Origin of the sequence: Actinacidiphila acidipaludis (assembly GCF_019890725.1) — a bacterium.
GTDB lineage: Bacteria > Actinomycetota > Actinomycetes > Streptomycetales > Streptomycetaceae > Actinacidiphila > Actinacidiphila acidipaludis.
This window is the reverse complement of the sequence record NZ_JAINZZ010000006.1, coordinates 184,236-209,723: the sequence shown is the minus strand read 5'-3', so window position 1 is coordinate 209,723 and position 25,488 is coordinate 184,236. Positions and strand designations below refer to the sequence as shown.

Below are 25,488 nucleotides of genomic sequence, written 5' to 3'. Positions count from 1 at the left end.
TCGTGACTCCACCCCTTTTGCTGCTCGGAGTTCCTCCTCGCTCCCTCCGCGGACGGCCTCGTTCCTCGGCCGGCCACTCCGGGAGCTCGGTCGTGACTCCACCCCTTTTGCTGCTCGGAGTTCCTCCTCGCTCCCTCCGCGGACGGCCTCGTTCCTCGGCCGGCCACTCCGGGAGCTCGGTCGTCACTCCTCCCCTTTTGCTGCTCGGAGTTCCTCCTCGCTCCCTCCGCGGACGGCCTCGTTCCTCGGCCGGCCACTCCGGGAGCTCGGTCGTCACTCCTCGTACGAATAGAACTTCCGGTGATCCAGCACCGACGACGGCCTGACGTTGAACGGCGGCATCGGCTCGTCGAGGCTGAGGACCCGGCCGCGCTCGGGGTCGTGGGTACTCAGCGGCTTGTCCGGCAGGTAGCCGGAGTGCGGGTGGCGGCGCTGCCAGCGCACCCAGATCAGGTCGATGAAGGCGTGGTGCAGCCAGAAGACCGGGTCGTTCGGCGAGGCGCCGCCGATCATGTGGCCGCCGACCCACTGGTGGACCCGGTTGTGCAGGTAGCCGCCCTTGGTCTCGCTGACCGTCCAGCCCTCGATCTTGTTGCGGAAGGCCTGGGTGGACGGCGCGGAGTTCCACGGCGCGGTGTCGTAGGTGCCCATCGCGATCGCGCCGTCCAGTTCCTGCTTGGTCGGCAGCACGATCGGCCGGTCGGGCCGGCCCATGTTCCGCGTGAGGTAGCGCTCGTTGGTGACGCCGTAGACGATCGGCCAGTCGCCCGTCCCGTATGCGAAGGGGCCGGTCATCACCTGGCCGTCGCTGTCCCGGCCGTTGCCGCCCATGAAGTCCGGGTCCCACAGCGAGGACGTCGCCGAGCGGTCGGTGGTCCAGTCCCAGTAGGGGATGGTCACGTCCGGCTCGATCGTCCGCAGTTCCCGTTCGAAGTGCAGCAGGAACTGCCGGTGCCAGGGGAAGAAGGTCGGGGTCATGTGGGCGACCCGCAGCCCGGTCTCGCCGTCGGCGGCGAAGTACCGGGAGTGCAGGCTGACGTACTTGTCGTAGCTGCCGGCCCGCTTGAGCTCCAGGACGGCCTGGACGAACTGGGTGCGCTGGCTGCTCGTCAGGTTGCGCTGGTTCCTGCGCGTGTACACGGTCGGGCCTCTTTCCCCGTCAGTGGTGGAGGAACGAAAGCTGCACGGGCGCGGCGGACAGGTCGGCGTGCCGCATGACGTCGACGGCGCCGCGGGCCGTGTCCAGCGGCGTCGTGTAGGGCTGGTAGTGGTTGGCCATGCTGATCCAGCTGCCGTCGACCCGCCGCATCACGTGCAGCGGCCGGCCGTCGACGAGGAGCGCGATGCGGTCGTCGTCGGCGGTGCTGTAGCCCTGGATGCGCCGGCCGCGGTAGACCTCGTCGAACAGCGGGGTGCCGCCGGCCGCGTTGCCCAGCGCCGCGTCCGCCGACGCGGCGCTCCCGCCGTGGGCCGACGGCTCGTCGGCGGCCAGCATCGGGTGCAGCGCCGCTGCCGTGCCGGACACGGCCGCGACCGTGGTGAGGCCGGTCGTCAGCACTCTTCTGCGGGTCACCATGCCCGGGCTCCTCTCGTCTGGTCGGTCGGTGCTCGCGCTGCCCCTATGAAGGGTCCCGAGCGCGGCTCATCCTCTCCCCCGCAAGACGAAAAACGGCGGATAATCGGTGAGCGGGGAAAGGAAATTCATCCGCCCGAGTGATGCCGCGATTTACGTCGCCGCGGTATTGGCCGGTTGGTGAACAGGCCCGTTCGTGGGAAAGTGCCGTGGTCAGCGGGGAGAGGATTCCGGTACGGCGGAGGGGTGGATTCCCGTTCGGACCATTCGAGGGCGCGCATGTGATTTCCGTACGTTATGACTGATCGTCAGGAGGCGGTGCGACTCCGGGCGCCTGCTGCCGACGATGAGGAGTGCCCATGACCGGCCGGCGTCACTGGATGGCGAGAGCGGGTGTCGGGGTGGTCACCGCCGCCCTCCTGATGGCGGGTCTGGCGACGGCGGCCCTGGGCGGCGAGTCGGCCGGCCGCTCCTCCGCGGCCACGCCGGACGGCGTGTCGCGCGGCGCCGGCACCCCCGGCCGCGGCGCCCCCGGCGCCCGGGCCGCGGACGTGCCGGACGACGCGCTGGTCCGCGCGGCCGCGGGAGCCGAGGTCTCCCCGCTCGGCGCGTTCACCGACTCCGGCGCGGACGGCGTGGCGAACCTGGCGGGCCTGCAGAACTGGCTGGGCGGCACGCCCGTCCGCGTCGCCCACACCTACCTGCCGGGCGACAGCTGGGACTCCATCGAGGGCGGCGACCTGCTGGAGCCCTGGGCGCAGTGGAAACGCGCCGAGGCCGGCCGCATGTTCGTGCTCAACGTCCCCATGCAGGAGCGCAACGAGGACCACCTGTCCGACGACCAGGTCCGCGCACTCATCGAGGAGGGCGCGCAGGGCGCCGACGACGTCCACTTCACCCGGCTCGCCCAGCGGCTCGTCGCGCTCGGCGTCCCCGACACGGTGATCGTGCTCGGGTGGGAGATGAACGGCACCACCTACAGCCACCGCTGCGCGCCCGACCCGGCCGACTGGAAGACGTACTGGAACCGGATCGTCGCCGCCATGCGGGCCGTGCCCGGCCAGCACTTCCGCTTCGACTTCGCACCCAGCCGCGGCCAGGACGCCATCGCCTGGACCGAGTGCTACCCCGGCGACGCCACCGTGGACGTGATCGGCATGGACTCCTACGACCAGCCCGGCGGCGAGAGCTTCGCCGAGCAGGTCTCCGAGCCGTACGGGCTGCAGGAGCAGGTCGACTTCGCCGCGGCCCACAAGAAGGCCATCTCCTACCCGGAGTGGGGGCTGTTCCAGAACGGCGACAACCCCGACTACATGTCCCTGATGCTGGCGTGGATCGCCGCCCACAAGCCGCTCTACCAGACGATCAGCGACTACTGCCCGCACGGCGTGTGGCAGTGCCGGGACAACCCGAGGGCGTCCGGGGTCTACCGCGCCGTGCTGTACGGCAAGAAGAGCGCGCTGCCCGCGGCGCCGCCGGGCAAGGCGTCCACCGCGTCCCCGGCGACGCCCCGGCCCACCGCGACCGCGCCACCGGCCTCCTCCGTGAAGCCCGCGGTCCCGGTGAAGCCCGCCGCGTCGGTGGCCCGCGCGGTCCCGGTCCCGCTGCCCGCCGCCGCGCCCTCGCCGGACGCGACGGCGGGCGGTGGCGACGAGACCTGCACGCCGATGCGGCTCACCGCGGAGATGCGGCAGCGGTACGCGTCCGGCGAGGTGTGCGTCACGCTCCGGCCGAAGCCCGCGACGTCCGGCTGAGCACCCCGCGCAGCCGCCGCAGCCGCGACGAGCGGGCCGCGAGGGCTCGCGCGCGGGCCAGGCCGTAGCGGGCCAGCAGCGCGGGCGCCGCCGCGGGACCGGACAGCATGAGCCGCTGGTTGGCGCGGTGTTCGGGACGCCAGTGGAACTTGTGCGGCTCGGCCCCGCGCAGCAGGCTCAGCACCTCCCGGTCCGCGTCGGCCGCCTGCCGGACGCCGTGCCGCATCAGCAGCGTCGTGACGTCGACCTTCGCGGCCCGCAGGTCGGGGTGCGCCCCGAACAGATAGCCGCCGGCCAGCCGCGGCGAGAGCACCGTCAGGTTGGCGGCGACGACCTCCCCGCCGAGCCGGAACTCGGTCAGGGCCGCGTCCCCGTCGGCGACCATCCGCGCGCCCGCCCGCGCCAGATGCTCGGCGAACCGCGGACGTTCGTGCTCCGGGTTGACGCCGCGGCCGCGCCACTGCAGCAGGTGCAGCCGCAGCAGCGTGGCCACCGCGGACGGCACGTCGTGCGCCGGCACGTCGCGTTCCTCGACGCCGGCCCTGTCGAGCTTGCGCAGCGCCGCGCGGATGCGCTGCCCGCGGGAACTGCCGAGCCGCGCGATCAGGCCGTCCATCGGCAGCCCCGGAAGCTCCAGGCACACCGAGCCGGACAGCCGGCGCTTGGCGCCGGGCCAGTCCGCGTAGACCTGCTCGGCCGCCGCGCCCGCCCGCACCTCGCGCAGGTCCACCACGGCGCCGCGCGCCGCCCGGCGGATCCCGCGGACCAGGGCGGCGACGGCCGCGCGGTCGCCGTCCGCGAGCAGTACGTCGGTGTAGTCGGTGATCGCCCCGCCGAGCGGAACGAGCGCGGGCAGCGGCCGGTTGACCCGCGTCAGCGCCGCGGCCCCCACCAGGCGGTCGCCGCGGCGCACCAGCACCACCCGCAGCCGGCCGGGCACCCCGTACGACTCCCACCAGGACGACAGCCAGGCGTGGCTCTGGAACGGTGTGGCCGCCGCGCACCGCTGGTACAGCCGCGTCCACTCCTGCGCGAGCCCGGCGAACTCCGCGGGGTCCCGGCAGACGCTGACGGTCAGACCGTCCCCGCCGGACCGGGCGCGGGGGCCGGGCACGGCGGGGACGGTCCTGGACGGCTCGCCGGCTGGGGAGGGGCTGCCGGAGCGGGCCGGGCCCTTGGCCGGGGAGGGGCCGCCGGCTGCGGACGTGGCGTCGGCGGTGGACACGCCGCCGCCCGTGCCGTCGGCCTTTGGGGCGCCGCCGCCTGTGCCGTTGACCGTGGACGCGGCCTTCGCGCCCGACCTGAGCGCGCCGCCGGTCGCGGGGGAGGCGGCCGCCGCGGACGGTCCGTCGGTCGCGTCGGCCGCGTGCTGCGGGACGGGCCGGACGTGCGGTTCCGTCGACGCGTGCGGTTCCGCGGACGGTCCGGTGCGGGTGGGATCCGTGCTCACACCGCCGCCCTGGACTGTTCCTGCGCGGGCGACGGGACCGCGCGCCCGCGGTCGTCGCGCGGGTCGAGCGCCGCCTCACCGTCGTACGCCGCGTCCCAGCCGTCCTGCGGCGAGCGGCGGACCAGCAGGGCCAGCGCGCCGAGCAGGCCGCCCGCGCTCGCGCCGACCGCGGCCGACAGCGGGACCGACGGGGACGTCGGGCTGGTGGGCGCGACGGCGGGGGAGAAGAGCAGCAGCCGTACCCCGGTCGCCGCCGACGTGCCGTTCCCCGTCGCGGTCAGTGAGCGGGCCACCGCGTCGGCGATCCGGGCGGCCAGACCGCCGTCGGCCGCCGTGCCGGTCACCGAGATCATCGGAGCGTCGGGCGAGGTCGCCGCCGCGACATGGCCGCGCAGGTCGGCGGCCGGTGTGCCGGCGCCGGACTGCGCGCCGGCCAGCACCGTGGAGCCGGTGGCGATCCTGCCGTACGCCTGCGCGAAGCCCAGCGCGGTCTGGGAGTCCGTGCTGCGCTCGGGCACGACCAGGACGTAGGCGGTGGCGCTGTACTGCGGTGTGGTGGCCATTCCGTAGGCGAGCCCGGAGGCCAGGCCCAGGCCGATCCCCAGGGCCACCGCCGTCCAGCGTGGCAGGGCGCGCCGCCGGCGGGGTCCGCCGCCGGGGCGTGGGTGCGGGTCGCGGGCGTCTTTCATCGGGAGACTCATTTCTCGGCGGGTGCGGTGGCCTGCTGCTGCTGCGGCGCCGCGGCGGGCGGCGCGGACGGTTCGGGGACGGAGACGGCGGCGGGCGCGGCGCCGGGCTCGGCCGTCGCGGTGGTGCCGGTGACGGCATCCGTGACGGGCTCGGCCGCGGCGGCGAGCACGGCCTCGTACACGGCCATGACGCGTTCGGCGGTGCGGGCGATGGCGTAGTGCTCGACGGCCGCCGGGACCGGGAGGCGGCGCGGCCCGGTGAGCCGCTCCTCGTGCACCGCCGTGGGCAGGTTGTACGCCTCGATCCGGCGGGCGCCGGGCGCGTCGTGCGGCGGCAGGTCCTCCAGCGCCGGGCAGGCCACGTACAGCGCGGGGAGTCCCGAGGCGAGCGCCTCGATGACGGCGACGCCGAACGACTCCTCGGGCGACGGCGAGACGAACAGGTCCATGGCGGCGAGCAGTTCGGGCACGGTCGGGCTGTCCGAGCTCGGTTCCTCGGCGGGCTGGGCGAACCGCACGCGGTCCGCGACGCCGAGCTGGTGGACCAGCCGCAGCAGCATGACGTGCTCCGGGCCGTCGCCGGCCAGCAGCAGATGGGTGTCGGGGACGGCGGCGACCGCGCGGATCAGGCTCTCGAAGTTCTTGCCCTTGACCTGGCGGCCGACCCCGCCGACCACGTAGGCGTGCAGGGGGATGCCGAGCCGGGAGCGGGCCGCGACCCGCGCGGGCGCGGAGAAGCGGAAGGCCGCCGGGTCGATGCCGTTGGGCGCGAGATGGACGCGGCCGGCGGGCACCCCCCACGCGGTGAGCCGCCGGGCGACCGTCTCGGACACCGCGATGGTGGCGCTGCCCATCCGCTCGGTCCTCCGGTACAGCGCGCGGGTGGCCCGGGACAGCGGGCGTCCCTCGATCTGGGTGACGCCCAGCGAGTGCTCGGTGGCCACGATGGTGCGCACCCGGGCGAGGCGGGCCGCGACCCGGCCGTAGACGCCGGCCCGGTACAGGTGGGTGTGCACGATGTCGTAGTGCCCGGCGCGGATCAGACGGGTCAGGCGCGGCAGGACCGTCAGGTCGCGGTTGCCGGTCATGCCCAGGTGGGTGACGGTGACGCCGTCGGCGGTGAGCGCGTCGGCGACCGGGCCGGGGTTGGTGAGGGTGACGACCTCGCACTCCGCGGGCAGATGCCGCAGCAGCAGGTGCAGTTGCTGCTCGGCGCCGCCGATGCCGAGGCCGGTGATGACGTGCAGGACCTTCATGAGTCCTCCCTCGGGAGTGCGGACGGCTCCGGCCGCTGGGGGCGCTCGCCGTGCGCGGGCGGGTCGGGCAGCTGCGGGCCGCGCAGCCGGTGCAGCAGGCGCTTGGCGTGCAGGCGGGGGGAGGTGTCGCGGTTGCCGACGTAAGCGCGCGGCAGCGCGTGCGTCCCGGCCAGCGGTCCCGGCTCCACCGCGCACGCGTAGGCGTAACCGGCCCGGCGCACCGCGAGCACGGTGCGCGCGTCGAGCGAGCCGTAGGGGTGGCAGAAGCCGCCGGGCGCGGTTCCGGTGATCTCGCCGACCAGCCGCCGGCTCTCGGTGGTCTCGGCGGCGAGCGTCGCGTCGTCGACGGCCGTCAGGTCCTGGTGGAGCAGGCCGTGCGAGCCGATCTCCATGCCCGCGGCCTCCGCGGCGCGGATGCCCTCGGCGTCCAGCAGCGGCCGGCGCGGCCCTTTGACGTCCCACTCGTTGGTGCCGCCGAGCCGGCCGGGCAGCACGAACACCGTGGCCGTGTGGCCGTGCTCGCGCAGCAGCGGCACGGCCTCGGTGAGGAAGTCGGCGTACCCGTCGTCGAAGGTCAGGCCGACGAGCCGGTCCGCCCGGCCCTGGGCGCGGGCGGCCAGCAGCTCGCGCATGCTGACCCCGGTCAGTCCGCGCCGGCTCAGCCAGCGCAACTGCCGGGACAGCCGGCCCGGGTCGACGGTGACGAGGTACGGATCGTCCCGGGCGTCCCCCACCGAGTGGTACATCAGCGTCCAGGGCGCACGCTGCGCGGTCCCGGATCGCCTTGCGGGAGCGACGAGTTCAGGAGTCATGGGTGGGCCTTACGTGTCACGGAGGCGAGCAGAGAGGGGAGTTCCGGGGCGCTCAGGGCCAGCGCCACCGCGGCGAACACCGCCGGCACGGCGAGCGCGCCGAGCGCGGCCGCGGCGAGCGCGACCGGGACCGCGGCGGTCAGCGCCCAGCCGGCGCCGGCCGCGGCGGTCGCGGCGAGCGCGATCCTGACGAGCCCCGGGGCGAGGCTGCGGGCGCGGACGGCGACGCTGTGGACGCCGATGCCGCGCAGCAGCAGGACGGCGGTGACGGTGATGCCCGCCGCGTTCCCGGCGGCGATGCCGTAGGCGCCCCACGGCCCGACGGTGGCGGCGTCACCGGCCGCCGTCACCAGCAGGCCGGCGCCCATCGCGACCGCCGGGTACCAGGTCGGCCGGGCGGCGGAGAAGTACGGGCGCACCAGCGCGCCGACCATCGTCTGGCCCAGCAGCCCGAGCGCGTACACCCGCATCACGGAGGCGGTCGCGGTGGTGTCGGCGGGGCCGAACTCGCCGCGCTGGAACAGCACATGGACGATCGCCGGCGCGCAGCCGACGACATACGCGGCGCCGAGCAGCACCACGACCGCGGCCAGCGTCAGGTCGCGTTCGACCCGCTTCCGGGCGCGTTCCCGGTCGCCGAGTGCGAGGGCGCGGGAGACAGCCGGGAAGGTGACCGTGCAGATCATCAGCGACATCACCATCGGCAACTGCGCGATCTTCTGCGCGTAATTGAGATGCGAGATGGCCCCGGCGGGCAGGGGCGCGGCGAAGAACCGCTCCAGCAGCACCTGCGCCTGACGTCCGACGGTGAACACCACGACGGGGACGACCAGGGCGAGCGCCAGGGTGTCCGTGCGCCGCGGCGGGGGCGCGCCCGCGTCCCGGCCGCCGCCCGCTTCCTCCTCCGGTCGCGCCGCCGCTCCGGGTTCACGATGGGTCCGGCCCATTCCCCACACGAACGCCGGGAGTTGGATGAGCACCATGAGGACGCCCCCGACCGCCACTCCGGCGGCGGCGGCCCGCACCCCGTAGCGGCCGTGCAGGGCCAGCAGGGTGCCGACGATGCCGGCGTTGTACGCGACGTAGATCGCGGCCGGCGGCACGAAACGGCGCTGGGCGCGCAGCGCGGCGCTGACGTAGCCGGCCAGGCCGAAGGTGAACACCGTCAGGGCGGTCAGCCGGGTGCAGGCCACGGCCGTCCCCGGGTCGGCCAGCCCCGGCGCGAGCACCCGCACCAGCACGGGGGCGGCCGCGGCCAGGCCCGCGGTCAGCACGCCGAGCAGCGCCAGCAGCCGGGGCAGCGTGCCGCGCACCAGCGGGCGCGGCCCGGTGCCGCGGGCCAGCACCGCGCTGAACGCCGGCACCATCAGCAGCGCCATCGCGTCCTCGATGAGCACGGTCGCGGCGATCTCCGGCACCGTCCACGCGACGAGGAACGCGTCGCTCTCCGCGCCGGCGCCGAACAGATGGGCCACGGTCTGGTCGCGGACCAGCCCGAGCACCGAGCCCGCGACGGTCAGCGCCGCCGTCATCCCGGCCGCCCGCGCCAACCCCCCTCCGCCGCCGCGGTTTTCGGCGGCGGGGCGCTTCGGCCGCGGTGGGACGGCGCGCCCGGCCGGACCTGGCGGACCTCCCGGACCGGCCGGACCGGCCGCGGGCGGGCGCGGGCGTGTGGGGGCGGTCGGGACGGGTGCGGTCGCGACGGGTGCTGTGCGTTCGGTTGCGGTCGGGCGAGATGTCGCCGGGCGGGGTGCCGTGGGTTCGGCCGTGGTCGGGCCGGGCGCGGTCGCCACGGGTGCTGTGCGGTCGGCCGTGGTCGGGATGGTCACCCTCCGGCGGGGTGCCGTGGCCGGGACGGTCGCCGTCGCGCGGCGGGGCGGAGCGGTCCCCGCAGCCGGAATCGTCTTCCGGGTCCCACCCGGCGCCGCGGCGGTCCGGTCGGCCTGGGGCTCGACGGCCCAGCTCGGGCGGCGGATCGGGCGGCCGCCGTTCGGGCGGGCAGGTGCGGGGGCACCGGGCGCCCGGCCGGTCGGCACGCGGCGGGCGGTACGGCGGGCGGTACGACGGGCGGGCGCGGCGGAGGCGTGCAGCGGCCACCACGCGCAGAGGCCCAGGATCAGGGCGGTCAGCACGGTGGCGGGGCCGCCGATGTCGGCGTAGAGGAAGTCCACGCACGTCCACAGCAGCAGCCCGACGGCCGCCAGACCGCAGGCTGGCGGACCCGGGCGATGGCGCGCGACGGAGCCGCGGGCCGGACCGAGGCGCGCCGCCGGGACGACGCCGCCGCGGGTCGCGGGACGGCCGTCCGCGGCGAAGCCGCCGTCCCCGCCGCGAGGGCCGGACACGCGGGGCCGGTCGCGCAGCCGGGCGGTGCCGGCGACCAGGAGCGCGGCCCACGACCCGGTGAGCAACGCGCAGCCCAGCAGGCCCTGTTCGCTCAGCACCAGCAGGTACATGTTGTGCGGCGAGAGCAGCGGCTCGCGGGTGAAGGCCTGCCCGGCCCCCGCGGTGTCGCTGCCGGACGACAGCGCCAGCGAGGCGTGCGAGTCGCGTTCGTCGGGGAAACGCTTGAGGCCCACCCCCGTCACCGGGTGCTCCCGCCACATCGACACGGCCGCGTTCCACAGCGCGTACCGGTCGGTGACGGAGGGGTCGGGCGCGCTCGTGACCTGGGTGATGCTGGCGACCCGCTGGCTGATCATCTGCGAGCCGACGCCCACCCCGCCCACCAGCAGGCACCCGCCCGCGGCCATGACCGCCAGGACGCGGACGGCCTGCCGCCGCCCGGCCAGCAGCGTCATGGCGCCGCAGGCCACCGCCGTGGCGATCCACGTCCCGCGGCTGAAGGACACCACCAGGGGCACGGCGAGCGCGGCGGTGCAGGCCAGTGCGCCCAGCCGCAGCCGGCGCGACCCGCCGGGCGCGAGGGCGTAGGCCGCCGCGATCACCAGACCGTAGGCGACGACCGTGGCCATGCCCATCACGTCGGACGGCCCGAACGTGCCGACGGCCCGCACGTCCTGGCCCGCGTACGACGCGCCGGTGCCCGTCGCGTACTGCCAGACCCCGACCGCGCCCTGCGCCAGGGCCAGGGCGACGACCGTGCCGGCGACGACCGCGAAGTCCCGCCGGTCGCGCAGCAGCAGCACGACCGCGGCCGGGACCACGACGAACACCTGGACGTAGCGCAGGAATCCGGCGACCCCGGCGCCCGGGTCGAGGGACGTCACGGCGGCGACGGCGAAGCCCAGGACGGGCGCGCCCAGCACCACCGCCCCGAGCGGCGCGAGCCGCGGCCGCGCACCGCGGACCAGGCGCACCACGCAGGCCAGGACCAGCACCGCGGACGCCGCGTCCGCCGGGGTGACCTTGCCGGACGCGCTGACGTCCCCGGTGTGCACGGGTGCGGCCAGCAGCAGCACCGTGACCATGGCCGGCGCGAGCGGGGCGAACCGGGCCGGCCGCAGGGAGCGCAGGGACCGAAGGGAACGGGGCAGCGTGCCGCGTCGCGGGGAACGGCCGGGCCCGCGCGTCCGTGCGGGCGGCGGTCCGCCCGGGCGGCGGGCGGGCGACAGGGCGACGGCCATCAGCTGCCGCCCAACCGGATCAGCGCGCGGACCGTGCGCAGCATGATCGCCACGTCCTGCCACAGCGACCAGCTGTCGATGTAGTGGTTGTCGAACCGCGCCCGGTCGGCGATCGAGGTGTCCCCGCGCAGCCCGTGCACCTGGGCCAGCCCGGTGAGCCCGGCGGGCATCCGGTGCCGGTCCTCGTAGCCGGGATAGACGGTGCTGAACTGCTCGACGAAGTAAGGGCGTTCGGGCCGCGGGCCGACCAGGCTCATGTCGCCGCGCAGGACGTTCCACAACTGCGGCAGCTCGTCGAGCGAGGTGCGGCGCAGCAGGCGGCCGACCGCGCTCATCCGGTGGTCGCCCGCGACGTTCCAGCGGGTCGCCGACTCGTCGGAGTCGCGCGGCCGCAGCGTGCGGAACTTCAGCAGGGTGAACGGCCGTCCGCCCAGCCCGATCCGCTCCTGCCGGAAGAGCACGCCGGGGCCGTCCGCGATCCGCACGGCCAGGGCGCAGCCCCCGAGCACGGGGGAGAGCAGCAGCAGCGCGAACCCGGCCGCGCCCGCGTCGAGCGCCCGCTTGGCCCACCGGCCCGGGCGCGGCACCGGGTACGGCTCGACCTCCAGCCGACGGCAGGAGAAGCCCCACAGGTGCGCCGCGGCGGCCGGCCCGCGCCGGGGACGGCCGCCCTCCTCGGCGTGCCAGATGCAGCAGCCCTGCGCGGCCAGCAGCCGCACCGTCGCGGTCGTCCGAGCGTCGAGAGTCGGCGGACCGACCACGACCGCCGAGCGCACGGAGTTCTGGATCACCGCGCGGGTGATCTCGGCGTGGCCCGCCAGCACCGGCAGCGGCACGTCCGGCGGGTCGTCCGGCGCCTGCGCGTGCAGGGCGGCGGCCAGCAGCCGGACGGCGGGGTCCGACGCGTCCGCGCCCGGCCCCGGCGTGACCACGCCCACCGGGCGCATGCCGTACTCGGGATGACCGTGCAGCGCGGCCGCGACCTGCCGGATGCCCGGCCCCGCGCCCACGATCAGCGTGGAGGCGGGCGCGCGGCGGGCGGCCCGGCGCCGCACCGCGTGCACCAGGGCGCGCAGCAGACAGCCGAACGCGGCAGTGGCCGCGGTCGCGCACAGCAGCGTGGGCACGTCCATCGTGGTGACGACGACGGCGGCCACGCCCCACCCGAGGGCCGCCCGGGCGGCGATCGCCGGCACCTCGGCCAGGGCCGAGGGCGCGAAGCCCGGCCGGTACAGGCCGCCCTTGTACAGGGCGGCGAGCAGCACGGCCAGGGCGACCGCGGCGGCCGTCACGCCCTCCCCGGCACACAGCGCGCCCGCCAGCGCGCCGGCCGCGTCCGCGGCCATCAGCACGGCGCCGCCGCGCGGGCGGAAGGCGCGGTGGCGGGGCTGCGGCCCGGTGCGCCGTCCCGTGCCCCGGCCCTCGTCCGTCTCCTCGCCCGGCAGCCCCACGAGGGCCGGGGGAAGCGACGGCGGACGGGGGACGTCCCGTGGCGCCGCCTGCGGTGCCGTGGTGGGGACGGACGCTGCGGAGAGTTGCGCGGCCGAAGGGGCGAGGGACGGTGTGGCCGACGGCGATACGGCCTGCTGCAGCGGCTGTTCGGGGCGCAGGGCGACGACGGTGCTGCGGTGGCCGGCGGTCGCCGTTTCCACGGAGACGAGGGCCGCGGGCCCGGGGCTCGGCACGCCCGCCCCCGCCCACAGCGTCAGGACCGTATCGCACCCGGCCGCGGGGCGGGCGGCTTTCCCGCGCTTGGCGTAGGGGCCGAGGTGCAGGGTGTCGCCCCCCGCCGCGGGGAGCGCCGCCGCTGCCGCCCGCGGCGCGTACGGCCCCAGGTGGGTGAAGTGGCCGACGGCCTCGGCGGACGTGGGAAGCGGGATCACCGGCGGGAGCAGCGGTACGAGGTGGCCTGCGGCCGGCGCACCGGTAGCGGGTGGCGGGGCTGAGTGCGGGACGGGCCGAGGAGCCGGGTGCGGCTTCGCCGAGGCGGGCGACGCCTGTGCTGCGGCCCGGGCGGCGTCGTTGCCGTCGTCGCCCTTGTGCGAGGTGCTGTGGTTGGTCACGTCGTGCGCCGCGGTCCCGAGCGCTTTGTCGTGGCCTTTTGCGTGGGTTGCGGTCGTGGGGTCGGTGGCGGGCGGCGCCTGTTCCGCGGCCTGGGCGGCGTCGTTGCTGTCGCCGTTGCCCTTGTGCGAGGTGCTGTGGTTGGTCACGTCGTGCGCCGCGGTCCCGAGCGCTTTGTCGTGGCCTTTTGCGTGGGTTGCCGTCGCGGCCTCGGTCGGGGGCGGTGGGGTGGCCGCCGGGTCGCCGTCGCGGCCCGGGGGTGGCGGGTCGGCCTCGGGGCGGCCGTGGTTGGTGGCGCCGTGGCCCAGGCTTCTGCGGCGCTTGTCGTGGCCCTTGGGGTGCGGGTCCTTCGCGCGGGCGGTCGTGGCCGGTCGCGCCGTCGCGCGCGGCTCTGTGTGGCCGCCCGCGTCGTTCCGGGTGGCGTTCCCCGGGCGCGTGCGCGGCTTGTCCTGGGCGCCCGGGGGCGTTCCGGGGCCTTGCGGCTCTTCGGAGGAGGCCGGGGTGAGATCGCGGGCGTCGGCGGTCATCGGGCGGCTCCCAGCGTGGGGGCGGGGAGGGCGACGAGCCGGGCGTAGAGGTCGGCGACAGCGGCCGTGGTGGTGTCGACGGCGTGCTGCTCGCGGACGTGGGCGAGGCCGCGCCGGCCGGCGTCGCCCCGCAGTCCCGTGTCGGTGAGCAGCCGCAGCAGGGCCGAGGCCAGCGCCCGTTCGTCGCCGACCGGCACCACGTGGTCGCCGTCCTCGGCCGGGAGGCTCTCCCGGGCGCCCGCCACATTGGTGAGCACGACCGGCCGGCCGCAGGCCATCGCCTCCAGGGGGGCCAGGGCCATGCCCTCCCAGCGGGACGGCTGCACGACGACGTCCGCCGCCTGGTACCAGGGGAGCGGATCGGCCACCGGGCCGGCCAGCAGGACGCGGTCGGGGGCCCGGGCCATCAGGCGGCGGGCGTCGGGACCGTCGCCGACGAGCACCAGGAGCGCGCCGGGCAGCCTGGCGCCGACCGACTGCCAGGCGTCCAGCAGCACGTCCTGGCCCTTCTGCGGGCAGAGCCGGCCCACGCACACCACCAGGGGCGCCGCCGGGTCGAGCCCGGACAGGGCCGGGAGCGCGGCGCGGACGGCGGCGGGGTCCGCGGCCGGGGTGAAGTGGCCGGTGTCGACGCCGTTGGGGACCACCGTGTAGGCGGCGCGGACCCCGTGCGTCTGGCCCGACGCGCACTCGGCCCGGCTGACGCACAGCACGCGCTCGGTCCACCGGGTGGCGTGCCGTTCCCAGCGCAGCGCGGCCGCGCGGACCGGCCCGCGGGCGGCCTCCCAGGACCAGGCGTGCGGCTGGAAGACCGTGGGGACGGTGCCGTGCGCCGCCAGCCGCCCGGCCAGCCCCGCCTTGGCGCTGTGCAGATGGAGCAGGTCGGGATCGACGTCGCCGAGGATGTGGGCGGCCGCGGTGACCTCCACCGGCAGCGCAGGCCCGGGCGAGCGGCGGGCCGGCCAGCGGGCGGTCTCGGCCCCCACGGCCGTGACCGCGTGCGCCAACGGCCCCTGCGGCGGGCACGCCACGACGACGCGAGCGCCCGCCCGCACCTGCGCGGCGGCGAGATCGGTGACGACGCGCGCGACGCCGCCCTCGACGGGCTGCGTCATGTGGAGCACCGTCAACCCGGCGAGTCCGTAAGGATGTTGCGGCATTGCGGCGCCGTTCCCTCTCTCCGGGACTGCTCCGGGCGACCCCGGAGAAGCCCAAGTCCAGTCAGACCGCGGCCCGCGTTCCCCGTCGGTGAGCGGTGGGCCGCGTGCAGTCAACGAATCCCGTGCCTGTCAGGTAATCCCCACAACAGGAATGCACGTTCTGCGGCGAAATGGCGTACGACGCGCGGCACTTCACTGCTCTTGATTTCGTATGACGATCGCATGATCCGTATTGACGAAAGGTCAACGCGGAGGCCGATTCGACACCCCTGCGCGAGGGTGAACGTCCCTCGTCATGCCCCTTTTATCCATTCGAGTGAAGGATCATTACCAACGCGGGGCTGCGGGGTTGGTCAGATCGGCCCTGGTACCGGGGCACCCTCTCTCAAAGGACCAACCGTGATCAAGAAGATCCTCGCGACGGCTGCTGTCGCCGCCTCCTTCGCGGGCGTCTCCGCGACGGTCGCCCCGCAGGCGATGGCGCTCGGTGACTCGCAGGGCACCACCACCGCCAACGGGAACGACTCCACGCAGGCGTACGGCAACACGTACACCAGCGGCTACATGAGCCCGTCCTTCGCGCTCGTCCAGGGCTCGCTGAACAAGCCCTGCATCGCGCTGCCCGCGAAGGCCAACCTGGGCTCGCTGGTGGGTGTCGTCCCGATCACCGTGCAGGACCTCAACGTGCTGTCCTCGCCGCAGAACCAGCAGTGCACGGAGAACTCCACGCAGTCCAAGGGCGACGAGCCGCTGTCGCACATCCTGGACAACATCCCGGTGCTCTCAGGCAACGGCACGCAGAACGGCTGACGCCGGGCGCCGGCCCGTGCCCCCGGCCCCGTGCGGCCCCGGCCGCCGACCCTCGTCGGCCCGCCGGGGCCGCCCGGCGTTTCCGGTCCCGCGGCTCCCCGGAAATACCCGGTCCTGAATACCGTCCATTCGAGTGGATAGTCATCGGCGGGAGCCGCGGGGGAGTTGCCTGATCTCCTGCGTTCTCGTTAGTCCGTCGTAGCGGTGCACCGGCCCGGACATTACGGCCGTCCCGTCACGAAGGCCGTGACGGGAAAACGGCACCGCTCTCGGAAAAGGAGCAAGAAGTGAAGTTCTCGAAGGTCGCGGCCATGGCCGCCGGCACCATGATCGCCCTCGGCGCCGCCGCTGCCCCGGCTTTCGCCGACGCCGACGCGGCCGGTGCCGCCGTGCACTCCCCCGGCGTGCTGTCCGGCAACGACGTCGCCGTCCCGGTCGACATCCCGGTCAACCTGTGCGGTGACACCGTCGACGTCATCGGCCTGCTCAACCCGGCGTTCGGCGACTCCTGCGCCGACGTCAGCCAGGGCTGACCGAACGGATGCGCGGGGCCTGCCGGCCCTGCGCGAGCGCCGCCCCGGGAGCGCGTCCCCGCGCCCCGGGGCGGCGCCCATCGGGACACCCCCGGCCTGATCAACGAAGCGGAGAAAGTTCGACCGATGCGACAGATCCTGAGCCGTAGCCTGCTCACCGCCGCTGCCGCGGGCAGCCTCCTCGCCGCGACCGGCGGCTGGGCGAGCGCCGACTCCGACGCCGACGGCACCGCGGCGGGGTCGCCCGGCGTGCTGTCGGGGAACAGCATCTCGGCACCGGTGGACGTTCCGGTGAACGTCTGCGGCAACAGCGTCGACGCGGTCGGGGCACTCAACCCCGCGTTCGGCGACTCCTGTGCCACCACCTCGTCCTCGCACGCCCGTTCCGGGCACTCCGGGGCCGCCGCGCACGGAGACGCGCACGGTTCCCCCGGCGTGCTGTCCGGCAACGACGTGCAGATCCCGGTGCACGCGCCGGTGAACGTGTGCGGCAACACCGTGGACGTCGTCGCGCTGCTCGACCCGGCGTTCGGCGACCACTGCGCCCACGGGGAGCAGGTGCCTGTGGCGGACACCCCGCAGCCCGCGCCGCCGGCCACCGGCACCCCGGACACCCCGGCCCCCGACACCCCCGGCGTGCAGGTCAGTTCGCCGCCGCTGGCCGACACCGGCTTCAGCGGAAGCGAGCTCGGGGCGGCCGGCGCCACCAGCGCGGCGCTGCTGCTGGGCGGCGCGATCCTCTACCGGCGCGGTCTGCGCCCCGCGCACGCCCTGATCGGCAGGCACCGCCGGCACGCGGCCCACGCCCGCTCCTAGCGAGTGAAGCGGACCTGAAGCGGACCTGAAAAGGACACCCGGTATATGGGCGAACGACCGGATTAGTACGAGCAATAGCGCGCCGATTCGCACCGTTCGGGTGATTGTCCGGTTCGCCGTTTACTCCACGTTTCCGTTGCAATCCGCGGTCGTTGTCCACGGAGAACGATCGCCGGGGAAATTCGGCGTCAGCCAGCGAAAGGGCGGCAAGTGAAGTACTCGAAGATGGCAGCGGCCGTGGCGGGCTCCGTGATCGCGGTCGGTGTGGGGGCTCCCGCCTTCGCGGCCGACAGCACGGCGGCCACACCGATGATGCCCACGAGCATCAACGGCGGCGTCGACGAGCTCCTGGCCGCCCAGCCCCTGCAGAAGGTGGTCGAGGGCACGCACCTCGACCACGCGCTGCAGTCGGCGGACCGGACCACGGACAGCCTGCAGGGGCAGGCCAAGCCCGACGGGCTCGTCGGGCAGGCGGTCGACACCGCCCGCGGCACCGCCCTGCCGGCGGTCGGCCAGGTCGTGCCCGGCGCCTCGCTGCTGGGCGGCCTCCCGCTGAACGGACTGCCCCTCGGCGGGCTGCCGCTCGGCGGACTCCCGCTCGGCGGCTGACACCGGCGCCGGCCCCTGCCGGCACGGACGTCACCGCAGGTCCGGCCCTCGCCCGTCGGGGTGAAAAGGCGGAACCAAACCCTGGGTGGGCGGTTGATCAGATCGCTCCACCAGACCTTCCGAACCGTGCATCCAAGCACCAAATAAGGGACAACAATGATCAAGAAGATGCTCGCCGGTGCTGCTCTCGCCGCTTCGGTCGTCGCCGTCGGCGTCACCGCCTCCCCGGCGATGGCCATCGGCAACGACGAGGGCACCACCACGGTGGACGGCAACGGCGCCGAGCAGGCGTACGGCAACACCGCGACCAGCGGCACCGAGAGCCCCGAGATCGGTCTGGTCCAGGGCACCCTGAACAAGCCGTGCGTCGGCCTGCCGGTCAAGGCCAACGTGGGCTCGCTGATCGGCCTCATCCCGATCACCGCCCAGGACATCAACGTCCTGTCCTCGCCGCAGAACCAGCAGTGCGACGAGAACAGCAGCCAGATCAAGGGCGACGAGCCGGCCTCGCACATCCTGGACAACATCCCGGTGCTGTCCGGCAACGGCGCTGCCAACCACTGAGGCACCCCGCCCCAGCGGGCCGCCGGCCGATCCTGGCCGGCGGCCCGTCGGCGTTTCACCACCGCCGCGCCGCGCCGGGCCGTTGTCACAGGTCCCGCCTACGGTGGAACGATGGCGAGGACGACGTACTTCACGGCCACCACGATCGACGGTCACATCGCGGACCCGGACAACTCCCTGGACTGGCTCTTCGACGTCGAGGGCGGCGACGACCGGTTCGCCCCCTTCTTCGCGTCGGTCGGCGCGTTCGCGATGGGGTCCACGACCTATGAGTGGGTCGTGGACCACGAGAAGTTGACCGAGCACCCGGAGAAGTGGCAGGACTGGTACGGCAGTACGCCCTGCTGGGTCTTCACCCACCGGGACCTGCCGGTCCTCCCCGGCGCCGCCGTCACCTTCGTCCGCGGGGACGTACGACCGGTGCACGCCGCGATGGCCGAGGCAGCGGGGGACCGCGTGATCTGGCTCGTCGGCGGCGGTGAACTCGTCGGCGCCTTCGCCGATCAGGGCCTGCTGGACGAGATCGTGCTCGGCGTCGCGCCCGTCACCCTGGGCGCGGGCGCGCCGGTCCTGCCCCGGCGGCTGACGTCCGCCGACCTCGAACTGACCGGCGTGGAACGCTCCGGGCAGTTCGCCTACCTGACCTACGGCGTCCGGCACCGGTGAGGCGTCCCGCCCGGGTGCTTTCGACGGCGGCCAGGGCCGCCGCCTGCCGCCTGGACGCACCTGCCGCTCGCGTTCCCGGACCCCCATCGCTCCCCCTGGTGTGACGTTTTGCCGCCGCGTTGCGCCCCCGTTGTGGGCCGTGCGCATCCGCGCGCGGTACCGGTCAGCGAAGGACAGCGAGCGGAGGGACTGCATGGAACACGCGGTGACCGACCGGCCTGCGGCCACGAGCCCGGCCCGGCTCGCGGCGGACATCGTCGCGGTCGTACGGGAGGGCTCGGGGATCCGGCTCGACTACACGCTCGGCAGCCTCGCCTCGGTTGACCGGGTCATCGGCAACATACGGCGCGAACAGCCGCCCATCGAGGCGGTGCTGCCCGCGCTCCAGGGCTTCGGCGCCTACGCGGGCCAGGTCCTCGTGCTGGCCACGAGCGCGACATGGGTTGTCTTCGACGCCGACCAGCGCGATACATTCGGCCAGGCCTTCGGACTGCGGACCCCGGACGGGCAGGTCTGGAACCCGCTCGGCCGAGCGGTCCAGCGGTACGAGAACGGGCCGCAGGACAGCCTGCGGGCGTTCTGCCTGACGGTGGCGGAGTCGGCGCGGTCGTGACGCCCGCGGGAGTGCGGACCTCCCTCCCGGGCGCGGCGGTTCCGGATCGCCGGGCCCCGGAGGCGGGTTCGCGGCTTCCGGGCGGGGGCCACGGTCGCATGTGTCGGTGAGCACGAAGAGGTGCGGTGAGCAAGGCGGAGGTGCGCCGGCGCGCGAGGATGGACGACGGGGAACTGGGCGACGCGGTCACCCAGGCCCGGGACGGCGACGAGGACGCGTTCGGCGTCGTCTACCGCGAGGTCCATCCGATGCTGCTGGGATACCTGCGCGGGCTGGTCGGCGAGGACGCCGACGACGTCGCGTCCGAGACCTGGCACGACGTGGTGCGGGACCTCGACGGGTTCCGCGGCGACGGGCAGGGCTTCCGTGGCTGGGCGGCCGCCATCGCCCGCCACAGGGCCATGGACCACATGCGGCGGATCAAGGCCCGGCCGCGCACCGCGGCGTTCGACGAGACCGTGACGGAGCCGGTGACGCCGCAGGACTCCGCGGGTGAGGCGCTGGACAACGTGTCCACCCAGCAGGCGCTGGCCCTCATCGCCGAACTCCCGCAGGACCAGGCCGAGGCGGTGCTGCTCCGCGTGGTGCTGGGGCTCAACGCCCCCATGGCCGCGAGCGTCCTGGGCAAGCGGCCCGGAGCCGTGCGGACCGCCGCGTACCGCGGTCTGAAGCGGCTGTCGGAACGGCTGGCCGCGGCGGGGGAGCAGGCGGGGAGGGGCGAGGGATGAGGCGGCTGCGGAGTGCGCGGGGCGGCGGCGGGGTGTGGCCCGACCCGGGGATCGCGGAACGTCTCCTGGACGGGCGCGCGTTGTCCGGCACCGATGCCGGGGCACGGGATGCCGCGGGGGCCGCGGTGGTGAACGTGGCACGGCTGCTGGACGCGGCTTCGCGGCCGTTGGACGTCCGGGAGGGGGACGAGGAGGCCGCGCGGGCGGCGTACCGCGAGGCGCGGGCGTCCTCGGTCTCACGGGCCTTCGACACCGGTGGGCGGCGCGGATGGCCCGGGCGGCGCCGTGGCCTGACGGTCAAGGCTCTGGTCGGCGGGGTCGCGGCGGTGATGGCGCTCGGCGGGGTCGCCGTCGCGGCGCAGCGCGGGGAGTTGGCGCGGCCGTTCCGTCACCACGGTCACGTGGTCTCGCCGCGGCCGCGCTCGACGGTGCCGGTCGTCTCTCCCCCGGCGGTGCGGCCTCGTCCCTCGGCGACGCGGGCCCAGTCGCCGGCGGTACCGGGCGGCCCTGCGAGTGCGGCGCCGTCGCCCACGTCGTCGGCCGCGGCCACGCCCGAGGCTTCCGCTGCGGGGGGCCTCCGGCCCGGTAGTGGGGTACGGCTTCCGGGGTGCCCCCGGGTGCGCATTCCCGGCTCTCCGCCCTGTGGCCCCTTGCTCGCGCCGTTCCCCGCGCCCCTTTCAGGGCTTGTCCTGCCCCTTGCGGTGCGTTGCCGTCTGCTGCGCCGTCGTGGCTTGTCGCGTTGGGGGCACCTCCCGGACGAAGTCTGGGGGACCCCGCGCCCCTGTTATCGCTTGCCGTTCGTTCGTCTGTCGGGGGCAGTCCGGAAGCGTCTCCTCGGACTGTGCATGACGGGTTCTTCCACACCTTGACCGGGGCGGATGCACATTCCTGCGGGGATCGCTTCCTCCCCACCCCCTGGCAGTGAAAGTGGCCGCAGGGGGTGTTACCGGGGCACCCCCGTACTGCCCAGGCGGCCCCATGAACGACCAAGGGGGTGGGGAGGAAGCGCTCCCCGCAAGGACTTGTGCACACACCCGCCCAGCCCCTTCGTAAAAACGTTCACGCACAAGTCCGAGGAGACGCTTCCGGACTGCCCCCAACGTGCGGGCAAACGGCACGTGATCAGGGGCGCGAGGTCCCCCAGACTTCGTCCGGGAGGTGCCCCCAACGCGACAAGCCACCCACCCGGCGGAGGTCGGGAACGCGCACCCGGGGGCACCCCCGAATCCGTACCGCTCTACCGGGCTGGAAGCCACACCGTTCGGCCGAGCCCGAAGAATGAGGGCCATAGCGTCGCCGTATGACGACTGAGCACGTCCTCGACCGCTACGCCGACGTAGACGCCGCCCTGCGGAACCCGGACCTCGTCCCTCTGCCCGCCACCGGCGCCCCGCGGCCCGCCACGGCCGAGTGGCTACGCGCAACCGTCGCCCGGTTCTCCTCGGGCCCCGCGCACACTCGCCGCCGCGCCCTGGTGGAGGGCGACCTGGCCCGCCTGGACCCGGCCCGGCTCCGGGCGGCCGCGGCCCGGGCCACCGCGACCCCCGGGCAGGACGAGCGGGCGGTCGTGGTCGGGGTGCTGGCCGCAGGCCTCGGCGTGGAGGACCCCGAGGGCGCCGCCCAGGCAGTCCTCGCGATCGCGCCCGCGTACTTCGGGGGAGCCGACGCCACCGCCGTGGCGGACGGGGACGCGGCGACCGCCTGGCTCCTGCCCCGCATGGGCACCGCGGACGACGAGGAGGCCGCCAACCGCATCGGCCTCCTGGTCCAGGCGTGCGACGCCACCGCGACCCTCATCGCCCACGCCCGCCGCCACCCCTCAGCACCCGCGGGCACTCCCACGGTCGAGGCCGTACTCGAGGAGACCCTGCGCCGCGAACCGCCCGTCCTCGCCATGCGCCGCCAGGCCGCGCGGGACACCCGGATCGGCGAGCTGGCCGTCGCCGCGGGCGACTTCGTGCTGCTGGACGTCGCCGCGGCAACCCGCGACCCCGAGGCGCTGGCGCGGCCGGCCGATCACCCGCCGCTGACCTTCGGCGTCGCCCCGCGCCGCTGCCCGGGCGCCGCGCACGCCCTCGCCATCGCCGCTGGCGTCCTGGAGGAGGAGCAGGCCCCCGAGGACGCTCCCGTCACCGACGGGCGGGACCCGGCGGAGGTCGTGACCGGGATGGTCGCGCACGTCCTGGACGTCGCCGCCACCTGGACCGCGTGGGACGGCGAGCCCGTGCCGAGCGAGGACCGGGTGTACACCCCGCACAAGGCCATCCGCCGCGTCGCCGACCATCTCCTCGACCACCTGGCAGAGTTGGAGGCCCGGCTCGCCGGGGAGGAGCCCGAGCCCGACCACTGGCACGCCTCGGCCACGACGACCCCGGCCGACCTGGCTCCCTTCACCGACCAGGACCTGGACGAGGCCCGCAGCCGCCTCGTCCGGCTCTCCCGGATGTGGTCGCAGCGCCTCGGCGCCCTCACCCCGGAACAGCTCGACCGCTCCCCCGGCCGCGGCTGGACCTTCCGCCAACTCGCCTTCCACCTCAAGGGATCGACGTACTACGCCGACGCGGTCGGCCGACTGCCGAAGGGGGAAGCACGATGAACGCGAACGGTCCTGCCGCGGCCGCGGAATTCGCCGCCCTGCACCACCGCCCCGGCACCCCCCTGCTGCTTCCCAACGCCTGGGACCACGCGTCGGCCGCCGCCCTGGCCGCGGCGGGCTTCGAGGCGATCGGGACCACGAGTCTGGGCGTCGCGGCCGCGGCCGGACTGCGGGACGGCGAAGGCGCCGCACGGGCCGAGACGCTGGCCCTGGCGCGGCGGCTCGGTGCGGGCGTCGGACTGCTGTCCGTCGACATCGAGGGCGGGTTCAGCGACGACCCCGAGGAAGTGGTGGCGCTCGCAGGGGAGTTGGTGGAGGCCGGTGCTGTCGGCGTCAACCTGGAGGACGGCCGCCCGGACGGCACCCTCGCCCCCGCCGCCCTGCACGCCGCCAAGATCGCCGCGGTGAAGGCCGCAGTCCCCGGCCTGTTCGTCAACGCCCGTACGGACACGTACTGGTTGGGAGCCGCGGGGCCGGACGAGACTGGGGCGCGCCTGGCCGCGTACCAACAGGCGGGTGCCGACGGGGTGTTCGTGCCGGGGCTGAGCGACCCGGAGCGGATCGCCGGCCTGGTGGACACGGTCGGCCTGCCGCTGAACATCCTCTACGCGCCCGCCGGGCCGTCCGTCGCCGAGCTGGCCGCGCTGGGTGTCGCCCGGGTCAGCCTCGGATCGCTGCTGTTCCGCTGCGCCCTCGGAGCGGCGGTCGTCGCGGCCCTGGACGTCCGGGCGGGGCGGCGGCCGTCCGGGCCCGTGGCGGCGTACGAGGAGGTGCAGGCCCTGAGCGGCGGATGAGTGGCGGATGACCGGCGGCTGAGCGGCGGACGAGCCGCGTCACGCCGAGACGGCCACGCCCAGGGTGTCCGCGCCCAGCGTCCGGGGCGCGCCCTTCTCGTAGAAGACGTCCAGCTCGGTGATGGCGAAACCGGCGGTCCGCAGCAGGTCGGCGATCGGCCGGGTGAGGTGACAGCCGCCGAACAGCCGCTTCTGCAGCGGCTCCAGGCGGTACTGCCAGCGGCGGACCGACGCGTCCGGCGCGAGCCCGTGCTCGACGAAGTGCAGGGTGCCGCCGGGTTTCAGGACCCGGCGGAGTTCGCTCAGCGCGGCCTCCGCGTCGGGGATGGTGCACAGTGTCCAGGTGGACAGGGCCGCGTCGTGGCCGGCGTCGGGGAAGGGCAGCCGCTGCCCGTCGAGTCCGGAGCGCCGGACCGGGACCCTGGCGCCGTCCAGCCGCCGGGCGGCCAGCTTCCAGCCGACGTCCGAGGGTTCCACGGCGTCCACGCCCGTGACGGCCGCCGGGTAGTAGGGGACGTTGTGGCCGGAGCCGAAGCCGATCTCCACGACCTCTCCCGCCAGGCCGTGGCAGACCCGGCCGCGCAGCCGCCCGGCCTCGCCCATCGCGCAGGCGACGTTGGTGACCCGCGGCACGACCTGCTCGTTGTACACACCCATGACGACCTCCGGCGCCCGTCGTCCCCATTCTCCCACGGGACCCCCTCCCGTTGACCGGTTCGGTGGTTCGGTATTACGATCCGAACCGGGTCGGATCGTAAAGCGTCCGGCGGCAGAGCGGGACACGACGACGGCAGGGGGATCCCATGCGTGTGACGGGCTTCGATCATCTGGTGCTCAACGTGGCGGACGTCGAGCGGGCGCTCGGCTTCTACGGCGGACGGCTGGGACTGGCGCCCGAGCGCGTCGACGAGTGGCGGGACGGCTCCGCGCCCTTCCCGTCGGTCCGGGTCAGTGAGACGACGGTCATCGACCTGGTGAACGGCCCGCGGGGCGAGTCCAACGTCGACCACCTGTGTCTGGTCGTGGAGCCGCTCGACTGGCAACAGGTCGTGGAATCAGGTGAGTTCACCGTGCTGGAGGGACCGGTCCGGCGCTGGGGCGCCCGCGGCTGGGCGACGTCGGTGTACGTACGCGACCCGGACGGCAACACCGTCGAGCTGCGCTGGTACCCGCAGGACGTCCCGGCATGAGCACCGCGCCCGGGCGGCCACGGGATCCGGCGATCGACGCGGCCGTGCTGGCCGCCACGGTCGGGCTGCTCGGCGAGGGCGGCTACGCGGCGTTCGCGCTGGAGAAGGTCGCGGCCCGGGCCGGCACCACCAAGGCCGCGATCCGCCGCCGCTGGCCGGTCCGGCAGCGTCTGGTGATCGACGCGCTCGCCACCGTGCTGGTCACGCCGCCGGTACCGGACAACGACTGCACCCGCTGCGACCTGCACCAGAGCGTGCGGCTGCTGGCCGAGGCACTGGACGAGCGGCTGCCGCCCGGAGTGCTGGCCCCGCTCGTCGCGGACTGCGCGGCCGATCCGGAACTGCACCGGGCACTGGTCGAGACCCTGATCCAGCCCAGCCGCGGCGCGGCGGCCGTCGCGGTACGGCGCGCGGTGGACCGCGGCGACCTGCTCCCGGACGTCGACGCCGACCTCTTCGTCGACCTGCTGGCGTCGGTCGTCTACCAGCGTGCCCTGTTCGGCGGGGCGCCGGTGGACCAGGCGGCGGCCGTACGGCTGGTGGACCTGCTGCTGCGCGGTGTGGCCGTCGACTTCGACCACCTGGTGCGGATCAGCCGGCAGCCGCGCGAGGACCGCCGCCGGCACCGGCACTGACCCCTCTCACCCGCACGGAACCTGGCGGGACGCGCGCACATGAGGACCTCTGGGGCCGGGGAAGG

The 25,488-nt window shown here is 75.1% G+C and carries 25 protein-coding genes; 13 read left to right on the top strand and 12 right to left on the bottom strand.

What is annotated here, in order from left to right; all coding sequences use genetic code 11:
- Positions 1-273 precede the first annotated feature (273 nt).
- Entirely contained in the window at positions 274-1,140 is an 867-nt protein-coding gene (locus K7862_RS08020; protein ID WP_222961725.1) for a tyrosinase family protein, read from the bottom strand.
- 19 nt (positions 1,141-1,159) lie between these two features.
- Entirely contained in the window at positions 1,160-1,576 is a 417-nt protein-coding gene (locus K7862_RS08015; protein WP_222961724.1) for a tyrosinase family oxidase copper chaperone, read from the bottom strand.
- Positions 1,577-1,932: 356 nt separating this feature from the next.
- Here K7862_RS08015 and K7862_RS08010 point away from each other — a divergent pair, with 356 nt between their 5' ends.
- A complete protein-coding gene (locus K7862_RS08010; protein ID WP_262412806.1) occupies positions 1,933-3,327 on the top strand; it encodes a glycoside hydrolase family 26 protein in 1,395 nt (464 codons plus the stop codon).
- Here the strand turns inward: K7862_RS08010 and K7862_RS08005 are convergent.
- The 7 genes from K7862_RS08005 to K7862_RS07970 form a co-directional block, all read right to left on the bottom strand.
- A complete protein-coding gene (locus K7862_RS08005) occupies positions 3,293-4,441 on the bottom strand; it encodes a GNAT family N-acetyltransferase (RefSeq protein WP_222961801.1) in 1,149 nt (382 codons plus the stop codon). The two genes, K7862_RS08010 and K7862_RS08005, sit on opposite strands and share 35 nt — an antisense overlap.
- 332 nt (positions 4,442-4,773) lie before the next feature.
- Entirely contained in the window at positions 4,774-5,466 is a 693-nt protein-coding gene (locus K7862_RS08000) for a YveK family protein (RefSeq protein ID WP_222961723.1), read from the bottom strand.
- An 8-nt stretch (positions 5,467-5,474) separates the two neighbouring features.
- Positions 5,475-6,722: a glycosyltransferase gene (locus K7862_RS07995; RefSeq protein ID WP_222961722.1), complete on the bottom strand. Its 1,248-nt coding sequence runs from the start codon at positions 6,720-6,722 to the stop codon at positions 5,475-5,477.
- Entirely contained in the window at positions 6,719-7,534 is an 816-nt protein-coding gene (locus tag K7862_RS07990) for a polysaccharide deacetylase family protein (RefSeq protein ID WP_262412805.1), read from the bottom strand. The genes K7862_RS07995 and K7862_RS07990 overlap by 4 nt, the downstream gene beginning before the upstream one ends.
- The gene (locus K7862_RS37395) at positions 7,531-10,965 is read right to left on the bottom strand and encodes a lipid II flippase MurJ (RefSeq protein WP_262412804.1); all 3,435 of its coding nucleotides are present in this window, start codon (positions 10,963-10,965) and stop codon (positions 7,531-7,533) included. Before K7862_RS37395 ends, K7862_RS07990 begins: the two co-directional genes overlap by 4 nt.
- A 155-nt stretch (positions 10,966-11,120) precedes the next feature.
- Complete coding sequence (locus tag K7862_RS37390; RefSeq protein WP_262412803.1) at positions 11,121-13,709, bottom strand: sugar transferase; 2,589 nt, start codon at positions 13,707-13,709, stop codon at positions 11,121-11,123.
- A complete protein-coding gene (locus tag K7862_RS07970; protein WP_262412802.1) occupies positions 13,706-14,824 on the bottom strand; it encodes a glycosyltransferase family 4 protein in 1,119 nt (372 codons plus the stop codon). The genes K7862_RS37390 and K7862_RS07970 overlap by 4 nt, the downstream gene beginning before the upstream one ends.
- 444 nt (positions 14,825-15,268) lie before the next feature.
- On the opposite strand from K7862_RS07970, the gene K7862_RS07965 reads away from it, so the two are divergent.
- The 8 genes from K7862_RS07965 to K7862_RS07930 all read left to right on the top strand — a co-directional run bounded on the left by K7862_RS07965 (position 15,269) and on the right by K7862_RS07930 (position 20,208).
- Complete coding sequence (locus tag K7862_RS07965) at positions 15,269-15,679, top strand: rodlin (RefSeq protein WP_222961720.1); 411 nt, start codon at positions 15,269-15,271, stop codon at positions 15,677-15,679.
- Positions 15,680-15,966: 287 nt separating this feature from the next.
- The gene (locus tag K7862_RS07960) at positions 15,967-16,212 is read left to right on the top strand and encodes a chaplin (RefSeq protein WP_222961719.1); all 246 of its coding nucleotides are present in this window, start codon (positions 15,967-15,969) and stop codon (positions 16,210-16,212) included.
- 126 nt (positions 16,213-16,338) lie between these two features.
- Positions 16,339-17,028, top strand: a complete 690-nt coding sequence (locus K7862_RS38125) for a chaplin (protein WP_222961718.1) — start codon at positions 16,339-16,341, stop codon at positions 17,026-17,028.
- Between the two features lie 210 nt (positions 17,029-17,238).
- A complete protein-coding gene (locus K7862_RS07950) occupies positions 17,239-17,637 on the top strand; it encodes a hypothetical protein (RefSeq protein WP_222961717.1) in 399 nt (132 codons plus the stop codon).
- A gap of 156 nt (positions 17,638-17,793) precedes the next feature.
- Positions 17,794-18,201, top strand: a complete 408-nt coding sequence (locus tag K7862_RS07945) for a rodlin (RefSeq protein WP_222961716.1) — start codon at positions 17,794-17,796, stop codon at positions 18,199-18,201.
- A gap of 111 nt (positions 18,202-18,312) precedes the next feature.
- Positions 18,313-18,867, top strand: coding sequence for a dihydrofolate reductase family protein (locus K7862_RS07940; protein ID WP_222961715.1), 555 nt, complete (start codon positions 18,313-18,315; stop codon positions 18,865-18,867).
- A 193-nt stretch (positions 18,868-19,060) separates the two neighbouring features.
- Positions 19,061-19,480, top strand: coding sequence for a hypothetical protein (locus K7862_RS07935; RefSeq protein ID WP_222961714.1), 420 nt, complete (start codon positions 19,061-19,063; stop codon positions 19,478-19,480).
- Between the two features lie 158 nt (positions 19,481-19,638).
- Positions 19,639-20,208, top strand: a complete 570-nt coding sequence (locus K7862_RS07930) for an RNA polymerase sigma factor (RefSeq protein ID WP_222961797.1) — start codon at positions 19,639-19,641, stop codon at positions 20,206-20,208.
- 236 nt (positions 20,209-20,444) lie between these two features.
- Here the strand turns inward: K7862_RS07930 and K7862_RS07925 are convergent, their stop codons facing one another.
- A complete protein-coding gene (locus tag K7862_RS07925) occupies positions 20,445-20,609 on the bottom strand; it encodes a hypothetical protein (protein ID WP_222961713.1) in 165 nt (54 codons plus the stop codon).
- Entirely contained in the window at positions 20,606-20,758 is a 153-nt protein-coding gene (locus K7862_RS07920; RefSeq protein ID WP_222961712.1) for a hypothetical protein, read from the bottom strand. Before K7862_RS07920 ends, K7862_RS07925 begins: the two co-directional genes overlap by 4 nt.
- 750 nt (positions 20,759-21,508) lie before the next feature.
- Between K7862_RS07920 and K7862_RS38185 the strand changes: the two genes are divergently transcribed.
- Positions 21,509-22,804: a cytochrome P450 gene (locus K7862_RS38185; RefSeq protein WP_308011895.1), complete on the top strand. Its 1,296-nt coding sequence runs from the start codon at positions 21,509-21,511 to the stop codon at positions 22,802-22,804.
- Positions 22,801-23,598, top strand: coding sequence for an isocitrate lyase/PEP mutase family protein (locus tag K7862_RS07910; protein ID WP_222961711.1), 798 nt, complete (start codon positions 22,801-22,803; stop codon positions 23,596-23,598). Before K7862_RS38185 ends, K7862_RS07910 begins: the two co-directional genes overlap by 4 nt.
- Before the next feature lie 39 nt (positions 23,599-23,637).
- Here the strand turns inward: K7862_RS07910 and K7862_RS07905 are convergent, their stop codons facing one another.
- Positions 23,638-24,255 carry a class I SAM-dependent methyltransferase gene (locus K7862_RS07905; protein WP_222961710.1) on the bottom strand — a complete coding sequence of 206 codons (618 nt, stop codon included), beginning with the start codon at positions 24,253-24,255 and terminating at the stop codon, positions 23,638-23,640.
- 146 nt (positions 24,256-24,401) lie between these two features.
- Between K7862_RS07905 and K7862_RS07900 the strand changes: the two genes are divergently transcribed.
- Positions 24,402-24,788 carry a VOC family protein gene (locus tag K7862_RS07900; protein WP_222961709.1) on the top strand — a complete coding sequence of 129 codons (387 nt, stop codon included), beginning with the start codon at positions 24,402-24,404 and terminating at the stop codon, positions 24,786-24,788.
- Positions 24,785-25,423 carry a TetR/AcrR family transcriptional regulator gene (locus K7862_RS07895; protein ID WP_222961708.1) on the top strand — a complete coding sequence of 213 codons (639 nt, stop codon included), beginning with the start codon at positions 24,785-24,787 and terminating at the stop codon, positions 25,421-25,423. Before K7862_RS07900 ends, K7862_RS07895 begins: the two co-directional genes overlap by 4 nt.
- Positions 25,424-25,488 lie beyond the last annotated feature (65 nt).